11 protein-coding genes are annotated in these 17,678 nt (G+C 47.1%); all 11 read right to left on the bottom strand.

The features are described 5' to 3' along the window. Nucleotides 1-26: 26 nt before the first annotated feature. Complete coding sequence (locus RA178_RS02775; protein WP_259216148.1) at nt 27-1,349, bottom strand: IS4-like element ISSba6 family transposase; 1,323 nt, start codon at nt 1,347-1,349, stop codon at nt 27-29. Nucleotides 1,350-1,567: 218 nt separating this feature from the next. Next, a complete protein-coding gene (locus tag RA178_RS02770) occupies nt 1,568-2,893 on the bottom strand; it encodes an APC family permease (RefSeq protein ID WP_306684430.1) in 1,326 nt (441 codons plus the stop codon). Between the two features lie 424 nt (nt 2,894-3,317). Beyond that, the gene (locus tag RA178_RS02765; RefSeq protein WP_212600528.1) at nt 3,318-4,205 is read right to left on the bottom strand and encodes an ion transporter; all 888 of its coding nucleotides are present in this window, start codon (nt 4,203-4,205) and stop codon (nt 3,318-3,320) included. Between the two features lie 222 nt (nt 4,206-4,427). After that, entirely contained in the window at nt 4,428-5,618 is a 1,191-nt protein-coding gene (locus tag RA178_RS02760; protein WP_306684427.1) for an ABC transporter permease, read from the bottom strand. Between the two features lies 1 nt (nt 5,619). Beyond that, nucleotides 5,620-6,837, bottom strand: coding sequence for an ABC transporter permease (locus tag RA178_RS02755; RefSeq protein ID WP_306685387.1), 1,218 nt, complete (start codon nt 6,835-6,837; stop codon nt 5,620-5,622). Nucleotides 6,838-6,917: 80 nt separating this feature from the next. Further along, a complete protein-coding gene (locus tag RA178_RS02750) occupies nt 6,918-7,892 on the bottom strand; it encodes an HlyD family secretion protein (RefSeq protein ID WP_168825663.1) in 975 nt (324 codons plus the stop codon). After that, nucleotides 7,882-9,264, bottom strand: coding sequence for a TolC family protein (locus RA178_RS02745; RefSeq protein WP_263172904.1), 1,383 nt, complete (start codon nt 9,262-9,264; stop codon nt 7,882-7,884). The genes RA178_RS02750 and RA178_RS02745 overlap by 11 nt, the downstream gene beginning before the upstream one ends. Nucleotides 9,265-9,358: 94 nt before the next feature. After that, nucleotides 9,359-10,807 carry a metalloprotease TldD gene (tldD, locus tag RA178_RS02740; protein ID WP_105251291.1) on the bottom strand — a complete coding sequence of 483 codons (1,449 nt, stop codon included), beginning with the start codon at nt 10,805-10,807 and terminating at the stop codon, nt 9,359-9,361. 133 nt (nt 10,808-10,940) lie between these two features. Then, on the bottom strand, nt 10,941-11,771 hold the full coding sequence (locus RA178_RS02735; RefSeq protein ID WP_306684423.1) for a carbon-nitrogen hydrolase family protein: 831 nt from the start codon (nt 11,769-11,771) through the stop codon (nt 10,941-10,943). Continuing rightward, complete coding sequence (locus tag RA178_RS02730) at nt 11,695-16,041, bottom strand: YhdP family protein (RefSeq protein WP_306684421.1); 4,347 nt, start codon at nt 16,039-16,041, stop codon at nt 11,695-11,697. Before RA178_RS02730 ends, RA178_RS02735 begins: the two co-directional genes overlap by 77 nt. Further along, entirely contained in the window at nt 16,041-17,507 is a 1,467-nt protein-coding gene (gene rng / locus RA178_RS02725; protein ID WP_168825804.1) for a ribonuclease G, read from the bottom strand. Before rng ends, RA178_RS02730 begins: the two co-directional genes overlap by 1 nt. Nucleotides 17,508-17,678 lie beyond the last annotated feature (171 nt).

The raw sequence follows: 17,678 nt of genomic DNA, 5'->3' as shown, positions 1-17,678 counted from the left end.
ACCCGCAAATGCGTAATGCCGTTCACTTAAGAGTGAACGGCATTTTTCTTTGGTCTAACCGGGAACTTGTTTTTGCTCATTTTAAGAACTCGTGGATATGCCCTTTCCCGTTTACCATCCAGCTTAAATTGCCGTGCATTTCGTTCTATATCCAATACGTCTCTCGGGACATTCCCCGGTGTTTGTGATGACAGTTGTGTCAACTTGAAGATGATATAACTCGCCGCATCTCGAAAACTCAGTTGATTGGGGTGGACCGATGGCAAGCTTTTAGCCATCAGCAACATCTTATATCTAATGAGATTATAGGCCAGTAGCACGCCCCATAACTCTTGAGTCACCAGCTCCGGTAGTTGACTACGGAGCGTAAAACGGCTCTCCAGTAGATGTTGCTTCATCTCTCTGTAGCCCAGTTCTATTTCCCATCGATGGGCATATAAGTCGACGATGTCTTCGCTGGGGTAACGCATCGGGTCTGTCAACGAGGTCAAAATGGCGACTGGCTTACCTTTCACTGTCTTAGTCAATAAACGCGCTTCAAGAGTTTCAGGCAGCTGCGGCCATTTCTTTCTGGCCTGAGGTGTAGTGGTGAGTTTCACCCACTGATCATGCTTTCCTAGCGTTCGCACCACCTCATATTGAGTGCCTTTCTTCAATGGCAACAACCAGTGGCTATCAGGTTGCGCTTGCTGCCAAGCGTGTAACAGGCCGAGCGAGTAAAATCCTCGGTCAAATAGGGTTAGGCTGTAATTGGGAATGCTAGGAATGAGCTGGGATGCTAAGTTCATTTCATTTTCGGCAACCGAATCAAAGGCGCTGTTGACCAACAAATGGCTGCTTAATTCCATCAAGCAAACCATGCGAATTTGCGGATAAGCAGCTTCGCCTGAAGCGTTTGCGGTACGCGCAAAGGCGGCTTGATTTTGGACACTATCGGGTGTCCGCCACACTACACCGTCAACACCATACAAGTTAAGGCCGCACCAATGAGGATGTTCAGCTCTCGCGTGCCAGGTATTGGCGCTGCGACTAAATACTTCTCTAATAACCTCACTGCCCAATCGTTTACGCGCCTGAGTCACGGCGCTGCGTGCAACATAATCAATCTCTTGCGGCAAAACAATGTCGAGTTTGTTGATGAGTGACCGAACAGATTCCCCTCGGAACAAAGCCATTCCGATAACGGCCCAAATCATCGCGTCCATCGGCAATTTACGCCGTCTTAACGTCGCAACGCCCTGAGAGTCTAGGCAAGATTGAATTAACTCAGGTTCTAACACATCTGCTAAGCAGGTGAATTCGGTTAGGCGGGTAATATGAGTACGGGCGAGTGCTTCTGAGAGTTGCATAAAAAAATCCGATGACATGAGGTCATCGGATTTTGATCTTTTCAGCGAGATCGTCAAGCGATCTGTCTTAACTGATCGGCATTACGCAAATGCGGGTCTTTTTATTGGAATATTTTATTAGAGGATGACAACCCACAGTCCTTAGATCTACTACACATCTTTAGTTATAGCTGTGCATCTATGAGCCATGACTCTCACTAATTTTATAACTCTTAATTTTATAGCTCTACTGCGCGGCGTAAACGGAAACTCCGTAAAGCCAAATACAATGCTCCCACTGCCGCCCAAATGAGCCCTAACTCTAGTGATTGTGGCTCTAAGTTCACCCAAAGCACACCAATAGTGCCGGCGCCACACAGGGGTAATACTAAGTATTGTAAGTGGTCTCTAAAAGATTTATTACGCTGCTCCCTTAGATAAAACTGCACAATCACGGATAAATTTACGAAGGTGAACGCCACTAAAGCACCAAAATTCACTAAGGCTAGCGCCATTTCTAAATCAAATGAGACGGCAGACAGCGCAAGCGCCCCCACCAACAAGACATTAAATGCAGGGGTTCGCCATCTAGGATGGATATAAGCAAACCCTTTACGTGGCAACATATTATCCCGCCCCATCACATATAAAATCCGTGCAACCCCAGCATGGGCAGCCATACCGGATGCCAATACAGCAACTGTGGTCGCCACTAATACGATGGACTGGAATAGATTACCACCCACATAGAGTGCAATTTCAGGCAATACCGCATCAAGCTGTTGAAAGCGGGAAATATCGGGGAAATAGAGCTGCAAAAAATAAGACACGCCAACAAAAATCACGCCACCGAGCAAAGCCGTCAACACAATCGCGCGAGGAATAACACGTTGAGCATCTTTAGTTTCTTCAGTCAGTGAACTTAACCCGTCAAAGCCGAGGAAGGAGAAACACAGAATCGTCGCCCCTGTGAATAATGGCGCCATCGCCATATTATCGGCATAAAATGGTCGCACACTCGCGACGACACCTTCGCCTTCACCGAGGGAAATGCTATAGGCCATTAGACCAATGAACACCACAATAATGGCGATCTGTGCAAACACTATCACCCCATTAAAGTTCGCGACTAGATCAATCCCCTTGAGATTAAGCAAGGTCATTATGGTCACAAGAGCGAAAATAAAGATCCAAGGTTCGACGCTGGGAAATATGGCGGTTAAATAGATTTTTGCGAGCAACATATTGATCATTGGCATAAACATATAGTCCAGCAGCGATGACCAACCCACCATAAAACCAACATTCGGGCTAAAGGTTTTTTGAGCATAAGTGTAGGCTGAACCCGCATAGGGATATTTACGTACCAAATGACCGTAACTAAACGCGGTAAATAAAATCCCCGCCAATGCGAATAGATAAGACGTAGCCACATGGCCAGAGGTGATCTCGGAAACAATACCAAAGGTGTCAAAAACGGCCATCGGCGTGAGATAGGCAAGCCCCATAACCACCACTTGCCATAAGTTGAGGGTCTGCTTCAAACCCGGATTTTGTTGGCTCATCAGCACCCCCCCATTGTACAGGGTTGAACACCTAAGCACGCATCTGCAATTAGTTTTTGCTTGCGGCTAACCGTCTGCACTCTAGGTTTAATGGCTAACGCAACAACTTGATTTACAACAACTACCGACAATCCGGTACACAACAGCCCCATTGGTCTTTCCTCAGCAAAATAGGTTCAACTGAACCTCATATCATTTCCGGATGTTTACCGGCCTCAATTGTTTTAAAACACATACGCCATAAATAAAAAATAACCGAGATACTGAGTATCTCGGTTATTTTTTCGGCGCGCATTCTCCCCCAAAACCAACAAGAAGACAACCCAATAAAAATATTAAGTGATCCGCAATTTGTGATGGCTTAGCGAAAAACGACAGAATTCAAGTACAAGACTTGATATCAACTCACTATCCTCAATCTGCTTTAATCAGAACCAATATCTCCCTTTGTCGATACATTAGAAGAATCACCAGCAGCACTGCGCAGCAAGGTTTGTAATTGTTGTAGCTCGAGTCTGATGGCTTTCAACTCCTCGTGCATTTGTCTTTGTTCCTGCTCCAAGACTTGTTTGTCCTGCTCACGCTCTAATGCATGCTCTTCGTCACTGAAGGTTTGCATGGTATTGACGATAATCGCAATAAACAAATTTAGCATAGTGAAAGTAGCCACCAGAATAAATGGCACGAAAAATACCCAAGCATAAGGGTAAACTTCCATCACTGGCCGCGAAATTCCCATAGACCAACTTTCAAGCGTCATTATTTGAAATAGGGTATAAAACGAATCAGCAATGGTACCAAACCATTCCGGAAACGTACCACCAAAGATTTTGGTGGCGATCACCGCAAACACGTAATAAATCAACAGTAATACCGTGGCGATCGATGCCAATCCAGGAAGTGAACCCAACAGAGCTGACACGACCCGTTTCATTGATGGCACAATTGTTAACACTCTCAGCACCCGCAACACCCGTAGCGAACGCAGTACAGCCAGAGGCCCAGATGCAGGGATCAGTGCAATCACTATCACGGTAAAATCGAACACACTCCAAGGGTCTTTAAAAAATTTCCCCCTGTAGGCATAAATCCGCAGCAATAACTCCACGACAAATACACTCAGCAGCACCTTATCAAGACTCATCAACAAAGTACCGTATTGCGCCATCAGGCTGGCTGAGGTCTCCATACCTAACTGCACCGCGTTGATTAAAATCAATGCCAAAATAAAATGACCAAACCAGTTTTGCTCAACCAAGCTAATCACTCGTGCCTGCAAACCCGTTGGTACGTTAAGTAAAGATGTACTCATGTCGACTCCTATAATCACAATTGCGGCGATTGTAGCGAGTGCGCTTTCAGATGCCCAGTTTTTACGGTGGGTTAAATAACAACAGGGTTAAATGCAGTGGATTGAGCAAGATTTGGATAATATGAACAGCAACTTTTATGAGGGGGTGGGTAAAACGTCATTACGTCCTCAGTAAACGATTAACACTCGCCAATAAATATAAATCTAAGGTATCGCTAAAAACTAATGGGTACCAATCAGCAACAACTTCGTTCTTCGCTTAATCCCCAACATCGCTAGGCCGAAAAATACCGCAAATAAGCCCCAGAGTTGCAGCCATTTTGGCATCACACTCGCCCAACTTGCACCCATTTGATTGAGTTCTAGCATACCCATAATCGCGGGTACGGCGGGAATAAACTGTGAGCCGAGTACTAAAGGTTCTGGGATCAACGCTATCGGCCACACAAAACCTGACACGAATAGAATAGGCATAGAGATCAGCAATAGCACTTGGGTGGGTAAATCGCGGCGGGTGAATAAGGTGCTCATGGCAACACCTGCGGCGGCGGTGGCCAGTAAAAACGGCAATAACCACAGCGCAACTAAGCCAAGGCTCGCTTGAATACTCACGTTATACCAGTGATAACAATAGCCCACATAAAAGCTGGTAAAGAAGATATAAATCAACATGAAAGCAAGAATACGACCACAGACTAATTGCACCGGTGACACCTGCTGCCAATACCCTTTATGCCGCCATTGCCCTGCCCCCAAAATGCCAGTACCTATGAGTAAGGTTTGGTGCAAAATCAGCAAGAACAGTCCAGGTACTACATAGGGCGTATAACCTAGGCTCTGGTTAAAGGCTGGCACACTGTTAAGATGAAGCGAGTTTAAACTCTCTTGGGCCTGCTTAGGATTTTGTCCTTGAGCAAGCATGCCAATCAATTGCACTTGTTTACCCGCATCCATTCCAGCGCTAACTAAGCCTTCAACAACCGCGGAATAAATCAAAAAGTAACTAGCATCACCGCCATAGCTTAGCGTCACACCTTTACCAAGCAATAAATCGCGGCGGAATCCTTCTGGGATCACGAGTAAGCCGTGGGCCTTACGCGTCTCAATAAAACGCTTCGCCTCAGTAATCGAACCGACTTGGCCTATGACTTGAATTTTTGCGCTGGCATCGGCATGACGGATCAATTGACGGCTTAGGGAAGAATGATCTAAGTCCACCACGATCAGTTGTTGCTCGGTCGGCACTTGATTCAAATAGGGCAAAGGATACAAAACCGAATAAAACAGTACACCGCCAAATAAGGTCACAGCGATCGCTTTATCGCTAATAATGGCCTTAAACTCAGTGAGGATCAGTCGCCACAGACTGAGCTGATGTGGTGTGTTTGCGTGTTCGCTCTTGGATAAATTCATCCTATTGCCCCTTCGCAGATATAGCTGCGTCCGAGTCATAAACCGTCACCGCAGCATTGGTGTTAACTGTGGTAGGCAGCAATTTACGCGACAGAAAATATATCAAAGGTATCAAACAGATAAAGCCCCAATAACTGGTGATTTGGCTCGCTACACTTGGCCAAGTGGCGCCATAACTCACGATACTAACATGGGACTCAATATAATGGCTCGATGGCATGATAAGTCGCCACCACTGGGCTAATTGCGGCATTTCGTGAGTCGGAAAAGTAATGCCCATAAAAGCAAACGCTGGCGCAAATAAAGCGGTACAAAAGCTGATGACCCGCGCACTGTCACGCATCACTACAAATATTAATAACACTAAGCTCCAGACTGCCAATAACATGACTAATTGCGCGAGCAATAATAGGGCTAAACTCCCCGCCATCGGCAGAGCAAGATACAAATACAGCCAAGCTAAAATAAAGCCGCCCTGCAGCATCAATATCGGCGTAAACAGCACCATTTTCGCCCACACTTTAGGCCAAAAATGTTCAGTTAAGAGATTCGACATGCCATCGGCCTGAGTGGTAGGCGCTAAATGCAGCTCTCGATTTAAACTGTTTGCCATCACTAACATAGATAACAACTGCCACAGCGCAATCAGCACTGGCGGTACTAAGAAACCTATGTAGTTGTTATTTCGGTTAAACAGGGCTGTTGTTTGGCTTTTGACTGGGCTTAAATTCACTGCGACTTGGGATTTCGGTGTACCATTAGCGAGCTGCTTTAAACCCGCCACTTGCTGTAATCCGTCGCCTAAACTCAGCTGAATTTGGCTTGAGAGTAACTTACCCACCAGCAAAAATTGACTGTTGTAGCGCACATCAATTGTAGGCTTATGGCCTGTAAGTAAATCCTTTTTCATATCATAGGGAAAAATCACAATAGCGTAGACTTTCGCCTGTTGCATCGCGCTTATCGCCGAGGATAAGTCGGTAAAACTTTGCGGATCGGTAACCGGGTTTGCCTTAAGCTGACGGGTCAACATGCGGCTCAATTGACTATGATCTTGGTCAACAATCGCTACGGGCAGTTGCCTTGGCAAACCTGCACTGAACAACCACCATAAGCATAAAATCCCCAGTAGTGGAATATAACTTATCAGCGCTAACTGCCAAGGGTCATGCCATAGGGCACGCAGCTCACGGCGAACTAACGCTGTGAGCAACGCCATAAAGCTTATGCTCGATGGCTGTGATTCGCCCTTAATCTTGTCCGCCGCGTTGGCGTGAGGCGTACGTTCAGTCACGACTTTTACTCACTGCGCAGCAGCACAGACATGCCGACACGCAGATCGGTAATCGGCTGGTTTGGACGCAATTCCACTTCAAAGGTTCGCATATCAAAATCATGGCCACTTTCGGTCGAACGCCAAGTGGCAAACTCACCCATCACACTGATATGGGACACAGTAAAATCTACATCCTGTCCGAGTGCCGGAATCGTTAATTGAATTTTTTGACCTTTTTTGAAACGTTTAAGTTGGTCTTCTCGCACTTGGAACACGGCCCAAGCATCCTGCATATCAATCAAACTGACAATCGGAAAACCACTGGGTGCCAATTCACCCGCCTGTAACAGCACGTCGCTGATCTCACCCGATTTAGGTGCGCGCATTTGGCTATCTTCCATAATGGCGCTAACTTCTTTCACTGCACCTTCAGCCTTACGGGCATTACCTGCAGCAGCCACTTTGGTTTCCGTCCGCGCGCCTTCTTCTGCCATTTGATACATGGCTAAGGCAGCTTGTTCTGTGTATTTTGCCGCTTGCCATTGGGTAAAGGCTTCATCGCGTTTTTGTCTTGCCGCCACACCTTCATTAAATAAGTTTTCGACTCGGGTATAGGTGGTTTTAGCGAGCGTTGCCGCCGCCTGCGCCTTGAGCCATTGCTCCTTGGCTGCCATCACTTCTTGACTGCGAGCACCGTTGTTGGCTTCTAGCTGCATCGCCTTAGCGGCATCACGGCCACCTTCGGCCTGCATTAACTTTGCATCTAGCTCAGGACTGCGGATCGCAAATAATAAATCCCCTTGGGCAACACTATCACCGCGGCGCACGAGCACTTGCTCGACTCGGCCTGGCACCTTGGACGAAACATTGTACTCACGGGCTTCAATCTGGCCCTGCAACAAACTCGGCTGCGGGCTATAAGCGAGCTTGAGTCCATAGGCTAAGATAAGGCCTAATGCGACCAACGCCACAAGGGCAAGTATTCTGTTAGCGCGCATTGTTTGTCTCCTGCACTTGGGTAGGGGCTGTGGTACGACCGATAAATTCATCTAGTTGACCACTAATGGCCATTAATCTGGCATAGGCTTGCACATAACGATAACGGGCAGCCAATTGCTGAGTTTTCACCGCGCTTAGTTTCAGCTCCGCATCGACTCTGTCGATAGAGGTTGAAAGCCCTTGATTAAAGGCGATTTCCCTAAGACGCAGGTTTTCAATAGCAAGTTCGAGCGAAGTATCGAGCGCCGTCACTTCTTCCTCGGCCTGTAATAATTGGCGATAGCTTTGATCCACCAGCAGGCTCAAGTCTTGTTTAGTTTGTGCCTTGGTATAACGAGCTTGTAAGAGTGCACTTTTCGCCGCTTCGACTTTACCGCTACGACCATCGCGGCTGATCAGTGGCACATTGACCCCAACCCCAACCATCCAGTCAGGTGTGATGCTCGTCAAGAGTGTGTCTTCTTCATACAAGGTGTAGTTACCGAAGAGGAAAACCGTTGGATGGTATTTACCTTTTTCCAACGCTATTAAACCGTTCGCTTGCGTTTCTTTCGCTTCGAGCAATTTGAGCGCCGGATGTTGGCTAAGGGTAATTTGGCTGAGTTGAGCGAATGAAGGAGCCTGTGGCAGTACAAATAAGGGAGAATTTGTGCTCACCTGACTTTGCTGTAGCATACGTGCCAACGCGATCACTGCCATTTCGTGTTGCCGACGAGCACTGCCTAAATTGACTTTAGCATTGTCTAGGGCGACCTGCGCATTGAGGCGCTCAACCTTAGCAATTTGCCCTTCGCGCTCTAGCGCTAAAGCATGATCAACATGCTTAGCTAACGAGCCAACCAGATCAGTCTGAGTATTCACCAATGCCAACGTCACATCGACAGCGTAATATCTATCCACCAGCAGGGTAAATAAATCACGAGTAGCCAATTGTAATTCTTGTTGCTTCTCGGCCACCATAGCCGCGTGTATACCTTGAGCCGCAGTGATTTGTCCGCCCGTATAAATCGGCCACATTGCCTGTAAGCTGGCGCTAAAAATATCTTGTTCACTTAAGGGCAGCGGCGGAATACCCGCAATAATGCCGCCAAGCGATGGCGGGATAGAAATCACAGAATTTAATTCTTTCAGATCAAACTCAATCGGTTTATCCAAATGAATATAGTTACCGCGAATGTCTAATGAGGGCAAATTTAAGCTCTCACCCGCCTCTTGTTCACCCTTAGCGCGGTTAACTTCCTGCGATTGCGCTTGCAACTTGTCGCTCACCTTCAGCACTTGCTGCCAAGCATCAGTAAAGCTAATCGGCTGGGCATAGCCAGCCGAAGGCAATGATAATAGGCACAGCCATACCACACGTGATAGTTTCATTAACACCTCTAGAGTAGTTACTCTAATTTCCTTTGCGAATGATAACATTCATGGTGGGCAGCGACTAGAACCCATAGACGTAAGGTTCTAGGTTTTATGCTGTTCCGCCCACGGTAAGCTTATCGAGTTTTAGGGTCGGTTGACCCACACCCACAGGCACACTTTGACCATCTTTACCACAAACGCCCACACCTTGATCTAAAGCCATATCGTTACCGACCATAGAAATCTGGCTCATAGCCTCAGGGCCATTACCGATTAAAGTGGCCCCCTTAATGGCTTGAGTCACTTCACCATTTTCAATCAAATAGGCTTCGGATGCTGAGAACACAAACTTACCCGAAGTGATATCGACTTGGCCACCACCAAAATTAGGGGCGTAAATCCCCTTCTTCACTGACTTAATAATCTCACTGGGATCTGACTCACCGGCCGTCATATAAGTATTAGTCATACGTGGCATAGGCAAATGTGCGTAGGATTCGCGGCGACCGTTACCCGTTGGCGCAACGCCCATTAAGCGAGCATTGAGTTTGTCTTGGATGTAACCCTTTAAAATACCGTCTTCAATCAATACGGTTCTTTGGGTTTGTACACCTTCATCGTCGATGCTGAGTGAACCACGACGATTAGGCAAGGTGCCATCGTCGACCACAGTCACTAACTTAGACGCAACTTGCTGACCAACCTTGCCGCTAAAGGCACTGCTGCCCTTACGGTTAAAGTCGCCTTCTAAACCATGTCCAACCGCTTCGTGGAGCAATACACCGGGCCAGCCATTACCTAACACCACTGGCATTTCACCCGCTGGTGCATCGATGGCGTTAAGGTTAACTTGCGCTTGACGCACGGCTTCGCGGGCAAAGGCGAAACACATAGGTAAACCTGTGTCATCGCTTGCCATTAAAACACCGTAGTCATGACGACCACCACCACCAGCGCCACCACGTTCACGTTTACCGTTTTCTTCCAAAATCACGCTACAGTTAAAACGCACCAGAGGACGGATATCGGCCGCCAGAGTGCCATCACTCGCAGCAACGAGGATTTCTTCGTGCACACCAGCAAGGCTAACCACCACTTGAATAATCCGGCTATCTAGACTGCGAATAAAAGCATCGGCTTCTTTCAGCAGGTTGATTTTTTTGACTTCTTCCATCGCCGCAATCGGATCTAAGCTGTCGTATAACGCCAATGCTTTTTGACGCTTAAAGGCTTGTACCTGAGTCTGCTCACCCGCACTAGCAATGCCACGGGCAGCCTGTACTGCAGCGCTTAAGGCGGCAGGAGTGATATCGTCGGCATAGGCAAAACCCGTTTTCTCACCGCTGATGGCCCGCACGCCTACACCGCGTTCAATATGGAAACTACCGTCTTTAATGATGCCGTCTTCCAGCACCCAAGATTCGTGGCGACTACCTTGAAAATAGAGATCGGAATAATCGATTTTGTGCTGATGTATGGTGTTTAGATAGGTTTGCAGGCCCTCTAACGCTAACCCATTCTTCAATAAACTTTGCTCTACTTGTGCTAAAAATGGCATCTATGCTCTCTTTGACCCCAAGGGATCTTGATATTCTGAGTGTAAATTCGGTGTACTAATTCTATGTGTTAATGCTGCGTATCGACTCAAGCGCAAATTCAGCATTTCAACTCGTCTGCTGGCTACTGGCACATTATTTCAAGTTTGGTTCAAGGAAACGATTATGCTGCATGACGTGCATTTTACTGCGAATACTGTGCACTTCGGTTAAGTCGACCTCTGCCTGTACCCAACCTGTACCGGTTTTGAGTTCAGCCAAAATATTCCCCCAAGGACCGACTATCATGCTCTGCCCCCAGGTTTCTCGGCTCCCTTCATTATGCTGCCCCCATTGCGCCGCTGCGAGAATCACACATTGGGTTTCAATCGCTCTGGCCTGTAACAATACTTGCCAATGGGCTTCCCCCGTCACCTTAGTGAAGGCAGAAGGAACAGTAATAATCTCAGCCCCCGCAAGGCGCATCGCCCTAAACAAGTCGGGAAAGCGTAAATCATAACAGATAGTTAAGCCAATTTTGCCAAAAGGTGTATCGATAACGCTAATGTGATCACCGGGGCAGAAGGTTTCGCTCTCGCGATATTGTTTTGTACCATCGGCAACATCCACATCAAAAAGGTGCAGTTTATCGTAATGCCCTAAAGTATCACCTTTATCATCAAACAGATAACTGCGGCTATAGACACGACCATCCTCAGCCAACGCCGGAATAGTCCCCGCGACCATAAACACCCGATACTTGGCGGCCAGTGCACTTAACGCCGATTTGAGCGGACTCTGATGGACATCGCCCGCATAGGCAAGTTGCTGACTTTCATGGCCACCAAACAGTAAACTGCATTCGGGTAACACGACTAAATGGGGCGCATCGGCATCCCGTTTGAGTTCGTTAAGCTGCGATGCGATAAACTGCAGATTGGCGCTGACGTCGCGACTGCTCTGACATTGCAACAGGCTGATATGCATTTTGATCTCCCTGAATTTGCTTAATCGGTTCTACTGCTGGCTGATTCTCTGGTGTGGCAGGCGTGTTCGGCGCTTCAGGCGAAGGCGTCACTTGAGGTTGCTCCCGCTTTAAATCGGGCGCTTTAATTTGATCTGTTGCTGGCTTTAGCTCTTCTGACTTTGATTCTTCAGATCTGGCCTCTTCAGGCTTAACGTCTTGTGGCTCGAGCGCTTCTGGTTGTGTTGCTTGAAGCTGTTGCTCAGATTTAGCGTTGCTTGGTTTGACTTCAGTTGACTGAGCTTCAGTTAACTTAGTTTCAGTTGGCTTAGCTTCTGCTAATTGAGCCTCGGTCGATTTAGTCTCTACCGGCTGAGTGATATCGGCGTTATGACTCGCGGCTTCGGTCGGCACCGCTGGGCGCTCAACGCCAACCACAGGTAAAATAGATTCTGGAATTTCAATCTCTTTACTCTTTCGCTCTAACTCTTCGACCACAGGCTCAGCCATAGTCCCTGTCACCCGAAAACGAATTTCTGAAATCACTTCAATCACAGGCTCAAGCACTTTTGTTAGGGCAAAGGCCCCCAGACCCAGTGTCCAAGCGCTGGTACTGAGCAATACGACAGTCGGCACACTTGAGGCCAACTGCGGCACAAAGCGGATATCGTAATTCAAACTTTCAGTGGTGAGATCCGTATAGCCACGCACCTTCATATTACCCGCGATGGCATCCATTTCAGTGTCAGTGGTTTTCACCACGCCATTATCAATCTGCAGATTGCCATTGAAAGAGTTGAAATACATGCCCTGACCGAAGACATCGGTGAAATCCAGCGACAGTTTACGCACCAGAGAATCTAAACTGAACAGGGAGAAAATCCGTGCGCCCTTGTCACTCACCTGAGATAAGTGACCTTTGCCTAAGTTGAATTTCACCTTGCCATTTAAGGTTTCGAGGGAGAAGGCATAGGGAGCACCTTGCCAAGATAAGTCCGCATTCACCTTCAAGGGGGCTTCATTAACGCCAGGCTCTATACCCAATTGAGCAGATAGATAACTAAACTGAGTGGCATTTAACTCAACACTGAGATCAGTTTTATTCTGTCCAGCCTGTTGCTGCCAAATGCCACTGCCCTGCAAATTGACATTGGGCGTAGTCAAAGACAATGTTTGAATCTTATATCCTGCCGCTTGTGGGCTCGCCTGCAAAACTAGCTTTCCAAAGGATTTATCGAAGAAACGAAAATCTTCCACATTCACTGCCACGGGCGGCAAGTTAGTAAGCACTTGATCACTGGCAAAATCGGCATTCGTGTTCGGCTTTACCTCAGGTGAAAAATAGAATTTATTCGCCACAACTTTGAGACCTTGAGTTTTCCAATTTGGATAGAAATCGATCCAACCGTCAAATTCGTTGGCAACGGTATTAAAACGCCATCCCGTCTCGTTAGGCTTAGCATTAAGCCTAAGCTCCGTCAGTTCTTGCCCTAAAAGATCGAGTCGACCGATATGAGAATCGATACTCGCCACCGCGGGAAATAAACTTTTATGTGGAATATCATCAACTAAAATGCCCGTTTTCGGTATTTTCTCTTGACCAACAAAGGCATTAATCACAGGTAACCATTCGGCTAATTTGGCCTTACCGAGATCGATTTGAATATGACCTTGTTCCGTATTTCTGGCTTCATCCTCATCAAATAAACGCCCCAATAACAAGTCAAAATAACTAAAATTTGCACCTTTATCGGCATCAAAACCACCGATAAACTCGGCATGACTGGCAAGTTTGACATCGAGCGTCGCATTATCTTGATCACCAACAAACTCAGCGACTAAAGGTCGTGGTTCATTTTCGGGTTTAGCAAAGTATCCTGGGAGCAACAGTTGCGTCCCCAGCATATCCGAAGTCACTTTGGCTTGGATTTGATAACCTTGCTCAGTAAATAGCATAGTCATAGCACCGTCCCAACTGATTTTTCCCTGATAAAAATCGCTCAAGGGATTGTGTAATTCATCGGGGAGACGGCTGAGATCCCAACGACTTTTCAGCGAAAGATTAAGGCCAAAATCTTTACCTTTAGGCTGAGTGTCGAAAGTTAAACTGAGCGGTTGTTCGAACAAGCGCGCTTTGATGCCTTTTCCTGTCACAACTTCATTCGCAAAGTCGACTACACCAGTCACGCCATGAAGTTGAAGCCCTGGCTGAGCAATATATACAGGCGTATTATCAAAACGGATTTGACCACGAATATCTTCAGCTTCACCTTCATACAGTGGAATGCTGATGTCTAAAGTGCCAGTGACAGCACCTTGTACTTGCACGACATCTAAGGTTTTGCCTACTGAGTTCGCCAAAGGTGAGGCTTGTAACACCTTAGTCGCCGCACTGCCTTGAGTAGCCAGTTCGGCTTCAATCCTTAGCAGCGTCTGTTCACCAATGGCGGGAATAAATACATGGGCACCTGTGGCATCCACATTCATCAGCTTGCCTTGGTTTAACCAAAGATCCATACGGGTATTTTCAAACAAAGCGTTAAGGGACAGATCTGTGACCGCTGGCCAGTCGGGTTGAAACTGAAATTTGGCATCTGTTAAGGTAAATGCTGCCTGAAACACGCCGCTATTATCGTCGAAGGGAAAACCACTTAACGGACCACGCCAAACAACTTGCGCATCTTGGGTCTGACCCGCTTTAAGCCCAGTATCCAAATACTCGGCCAGTGATTCACCCATCGCCTTATTGGGGAAATACTTGTCGGCATTGGCCACATTGTTAATACGAACATTGGCCGCCAGCGCCATGTGTGCAGCACCGCTAAAGTCCAAATTCAATGCCGCATCAACACCGATATCTTCATTTTCAAACTGCAACTGAGGCACATTTAAACTCAGATGTTCAGTATCGAATTGACCATTAATTGGCGCCCCATTGAACACTAATGGCGCCGAAAATTCATCACCAAAATCGAGGGTGTACAATTGTTCAGGTAGAGAGAAATACAGCGTCTTATCTTGCCAGCGCAGGTTCACATCTACAGGATGAGTATTGGGAATACCGTCAACCTTCTGCCAATGCAACTGCTTCACCTCGGTACTGGCGAGCAAAGGCTGGTCGGCTTTTTGATACAGGCGGATTGGTCCAATATTAGCCTCGGGAGCTAATGCATGCCATTGACGTAATACGGCTCTATCGACTCTAGGGAATAGCGGCAGCAGCGGCAATAGACTCTGAGTATTAACTTGATTCACATAGGCAAATAATTCATCATTTTGACGCTTCGCGGCCAGCGTTAATGCCGGCCAATGCTCACCATTGGTGACAAAATCCAGTCCTGAACTTTGTACTTCCCAACCCGTCGCCTTTGGCTGCCAAACAATATCGCCCGCTTGAATTTCAAATTTCTGCGGCTCTTGCTTTAATGTCCATTGCAGCCAGCTCGGCTCAAAATGAACCATAGCAGAACTGATGCTGCGGTCGGCAAACGTAAGCCAAGCCTTAAGATTGACAACCCCTTCTAAGGGTAACTTTTGAGTGGAATCATAGGGATTAGGTTGACGTGAAGCCCATTCACCTAAGTCTAAAGAGTTAGCCGCCAAATAAATCTGCCCAGTCAAACTGTCGGGATTTGCACCATCGCCCTTGATATCTAACTGTAATCCGAGAGATTCATGCTCAGAGGCATGACTATCAAGATACAACTCTCCCGCACCGCGGTGACGTTCACCCTGATTGCGCCAGTTCAAATGACGGATATGGATCGGGCGAAACTCTTGGTGCATGCTCAGCAATTGCACTGTGGCATTGGTTAAGGAGAATCTATCGAGTTGTTTGAGTAATAGGGCATAGAGCCAATCGAGTTGCGGGGCTTTATTAATTGTGGCGGGATCGTTTTCAGTAAGCTTATCCATGTCTAAAGCGACATGGACACCCTCAAAATTAACATCTTCGATTCGCGGGGTGAGCGTGAGCAGCGATTGCCAAAAATCTAACTTCACTTGTACGTTCTTGATCATCAAGGTCACAGGCAGTTGTTCCTGTGGCGGGATCACTAAGTCATCGATGTTAAGTGCAGGACCAAATGCCTGCCAATGGGCGGATAACTCCCCCACTTGCACATCGACTTTATATTCGCTTTTTACGTAATTCACCAGTTGCTGGCGAACTTCATCAACCTGCGGTAATAAACCACGGATCAAACTGACGGCAAGCGCAAACAAGACCAAAATAAGCGCCAGAAATTGCCAACAAAAACGGCTAAATTTTTTTGCAGTAAAAAGCGTAGCCACTACATCATCACCACATCGTATTTGTGCTGTGAGTACATAGGCTCATTTTGCAAACGGATGCGCTTACCTATGTAAACCTCAAGTTCAGCAATAAGATGATTATCATCGGTATGCAGACTTTGATACACGGCAGGCGAACAATACAACAGGAACTCATCAGCATCGTAGGCACGGTTTAAACGGATTATTTCGCGAAAGACCTCATAGGAAACCGTCTCGACTGTCTTCATGCTCCCCGTGCCATGACAGGCCGGACACTCGCCGCAGACGACATGCTCTAAACTTTCGCGGGTACGCTTACGGGTCATTTCGACTAGACCTAACCCCGAAAAACCACTCACATTGGTTTTCACCCTGTCTTTAGACAAAGCGCTAGTTAAGCTGCTAAGAACACGAGCCTTATGATCCGCCGTCATCATGTCGATAAAATCGATAATAATGATACCGCCGAGATTACGCAGACGTAACTGCCTCGCTATCGCTTGGGTCGCTTCGAGGTTGGTATTAAAAATGGTTTCTTCAAGATTCCTGTGCCCCACAAAGGCACCGGTATTGATATCCACAGTCGTCATGGCTTCGGTTTGATCTATGATCAAATAGCCACCAGACTTGAGCTCGACTTTACGGCCGAGTGCACGTTGAATTTCGTTCTCCACATCGTAGAGATCAAAAATAGGCGCAGGTCCTGAATAGTGCTCAATCTTATCGGCAATCTCTGGCATAAACTCCTGCGCAAAAGACTGCAACTCGGCAAAAGTGCGGCGAGAATCCACTTGAATACGGTCCAGCTCAGTACCGACAAAATCACGCACAATACGCACAGGTAAAGCTAAATCTTGATACAGGAGCGACACACCACTGCGTTTACGTCGCTCACTCACCTTTGACCAAACTCGGCGTAAAAATGCCGCATCTTGGGATAACTCATCTTCCCCTACGCCTTCGGCGGCGGTGCGGATAATAAAACCACCGTCATCATCAACATAGGGCAAAGTAATTTGTTTGAGACGACTGCGTTCTTCTTCAAGTTCAATACGCTGGGAAACACCAACATGGCTAGAACCTGGCATAAAGACTAAATAACGGGAAGGCAGCGTGATATCGGTCGTTAGGCGTGCGCCCTTAGTGCCCAGCGGATCTTTAACCACTTGCACCATAATGTCTTGCCCTTGACGGACTAACTCGGCGATATCACGAACAACGAAATGACCTTTCTCAACATCGGCAACACACTCAGTGTGCGGTACTATGTCGGACGCATGTAAAAAAGCCGCTTTATCTAAGCCAATATCGACAAAGGCGGCTTGCATACCGGGTAACACACGGCTGATTTTACCTTTGTAAATATTACCCACTAAACCCCGTTTCATACGGCGTTCAATATGGACTTCTTGCAGCACACCATGCTCAACTAAAGCAACGCGCGCCTCAGATGGAGTTACGTTGATCAGTAATTCTGAACCCATCTTGCGCTGTATTTTATTTGGATTTAAGCGACTGGTATTCACGACTCACCCCATTCGGGAAACTAGATTAATTAATCGAAGTTACAAACTCTCTAAGCATGAAAACCGAATAAAGGAACAAGGTCAACGTCATTGGAGTACTCGATTCAGAGCCCTAAACGCCAATAAGGT

The sequence above is a fragment of the Shewanella oncorhynchi genome (assembly GCF_030848765.1).
Lineage (GTDB): Bacteria > Pseudomonadota > Gammaproteobacteria > Enterobacterales > Shewanellaceae > Shewanella > Shewanella oncorhynchi.
The sequence above is the reverse complement of the archived record's forward strand: the minus strand, read 5'-3'. Positions and strand labels throughout refer to the sequence as shown.

Coding starts and splice junctions, on each gene's coding strand:
- RA178_RS02775 (WP_259216148.1), bottom strand. CDS start 1,349: ATGCAACTCTCAGAAGCACTCGCCCGTACTCATATTACCCGCCTAACC.
- RA178_RS02770 (WP_306684430.1), bottom strand. CDS start 2,893: ATGAGCCAACAAAATCCGGGTTTGAAGCAGACCCTCAACTTATGGCAA.
- RA178_RS02765 (WP_212600528.1), bottom strand. CDS start 4,205: ATGAGTACATCTTTACTTAACGTACCAACGGGTTTGCAGGCACGAGTG.
- RA178_RS02760 (WP_306684427.1), bottom strand. CDS start 5,618: ATGAATTTATCCAAGAGCGAACACGCAAACACACCACATCAGCTCAGT.
- RA178_RS02755 (WP_306685387.1), bottom strand. CDS start 6,837: ATGGCGTTGCTCACAGCGTTAGTTCGCCGTGAGCTGCGTGCCCTATGG.
- RA178_RS02750 (WP_168825663.1), bottom strand. CDS start 7,892: ATGCGCGCTAACAGAATACTTGCCCTTGTGGCGTTGGTCGCATTAGGC.
- RA178_RS02745 (WP_263172904.1), bottom strand. CDS start 9,264: ATGAAACTATCACGTGTGGTATGGCTGTGCCTATTATCATTGCCTTCG.
- tldD (WP_105251291.1), bottom strand. CDS start 10,807: ATGCCATTTTTAGCACAAGTAGAGCAAAGTTTATTGAAGAATGGGTTA.
- RA178_RS02735 (WP_306684423.1), bottom strand. CDS start 11,771: ATGCATATCAGCCTGTTGCAATGTCAGAGCAGTCGCGACGTCAGCGCC.
- rng (WP_168825804.1), bottom strand. CDS start 17,507: ATGGGTTCAGAATTACTGATCAACGTAACTCCATCTGAGGCGCGCGTT.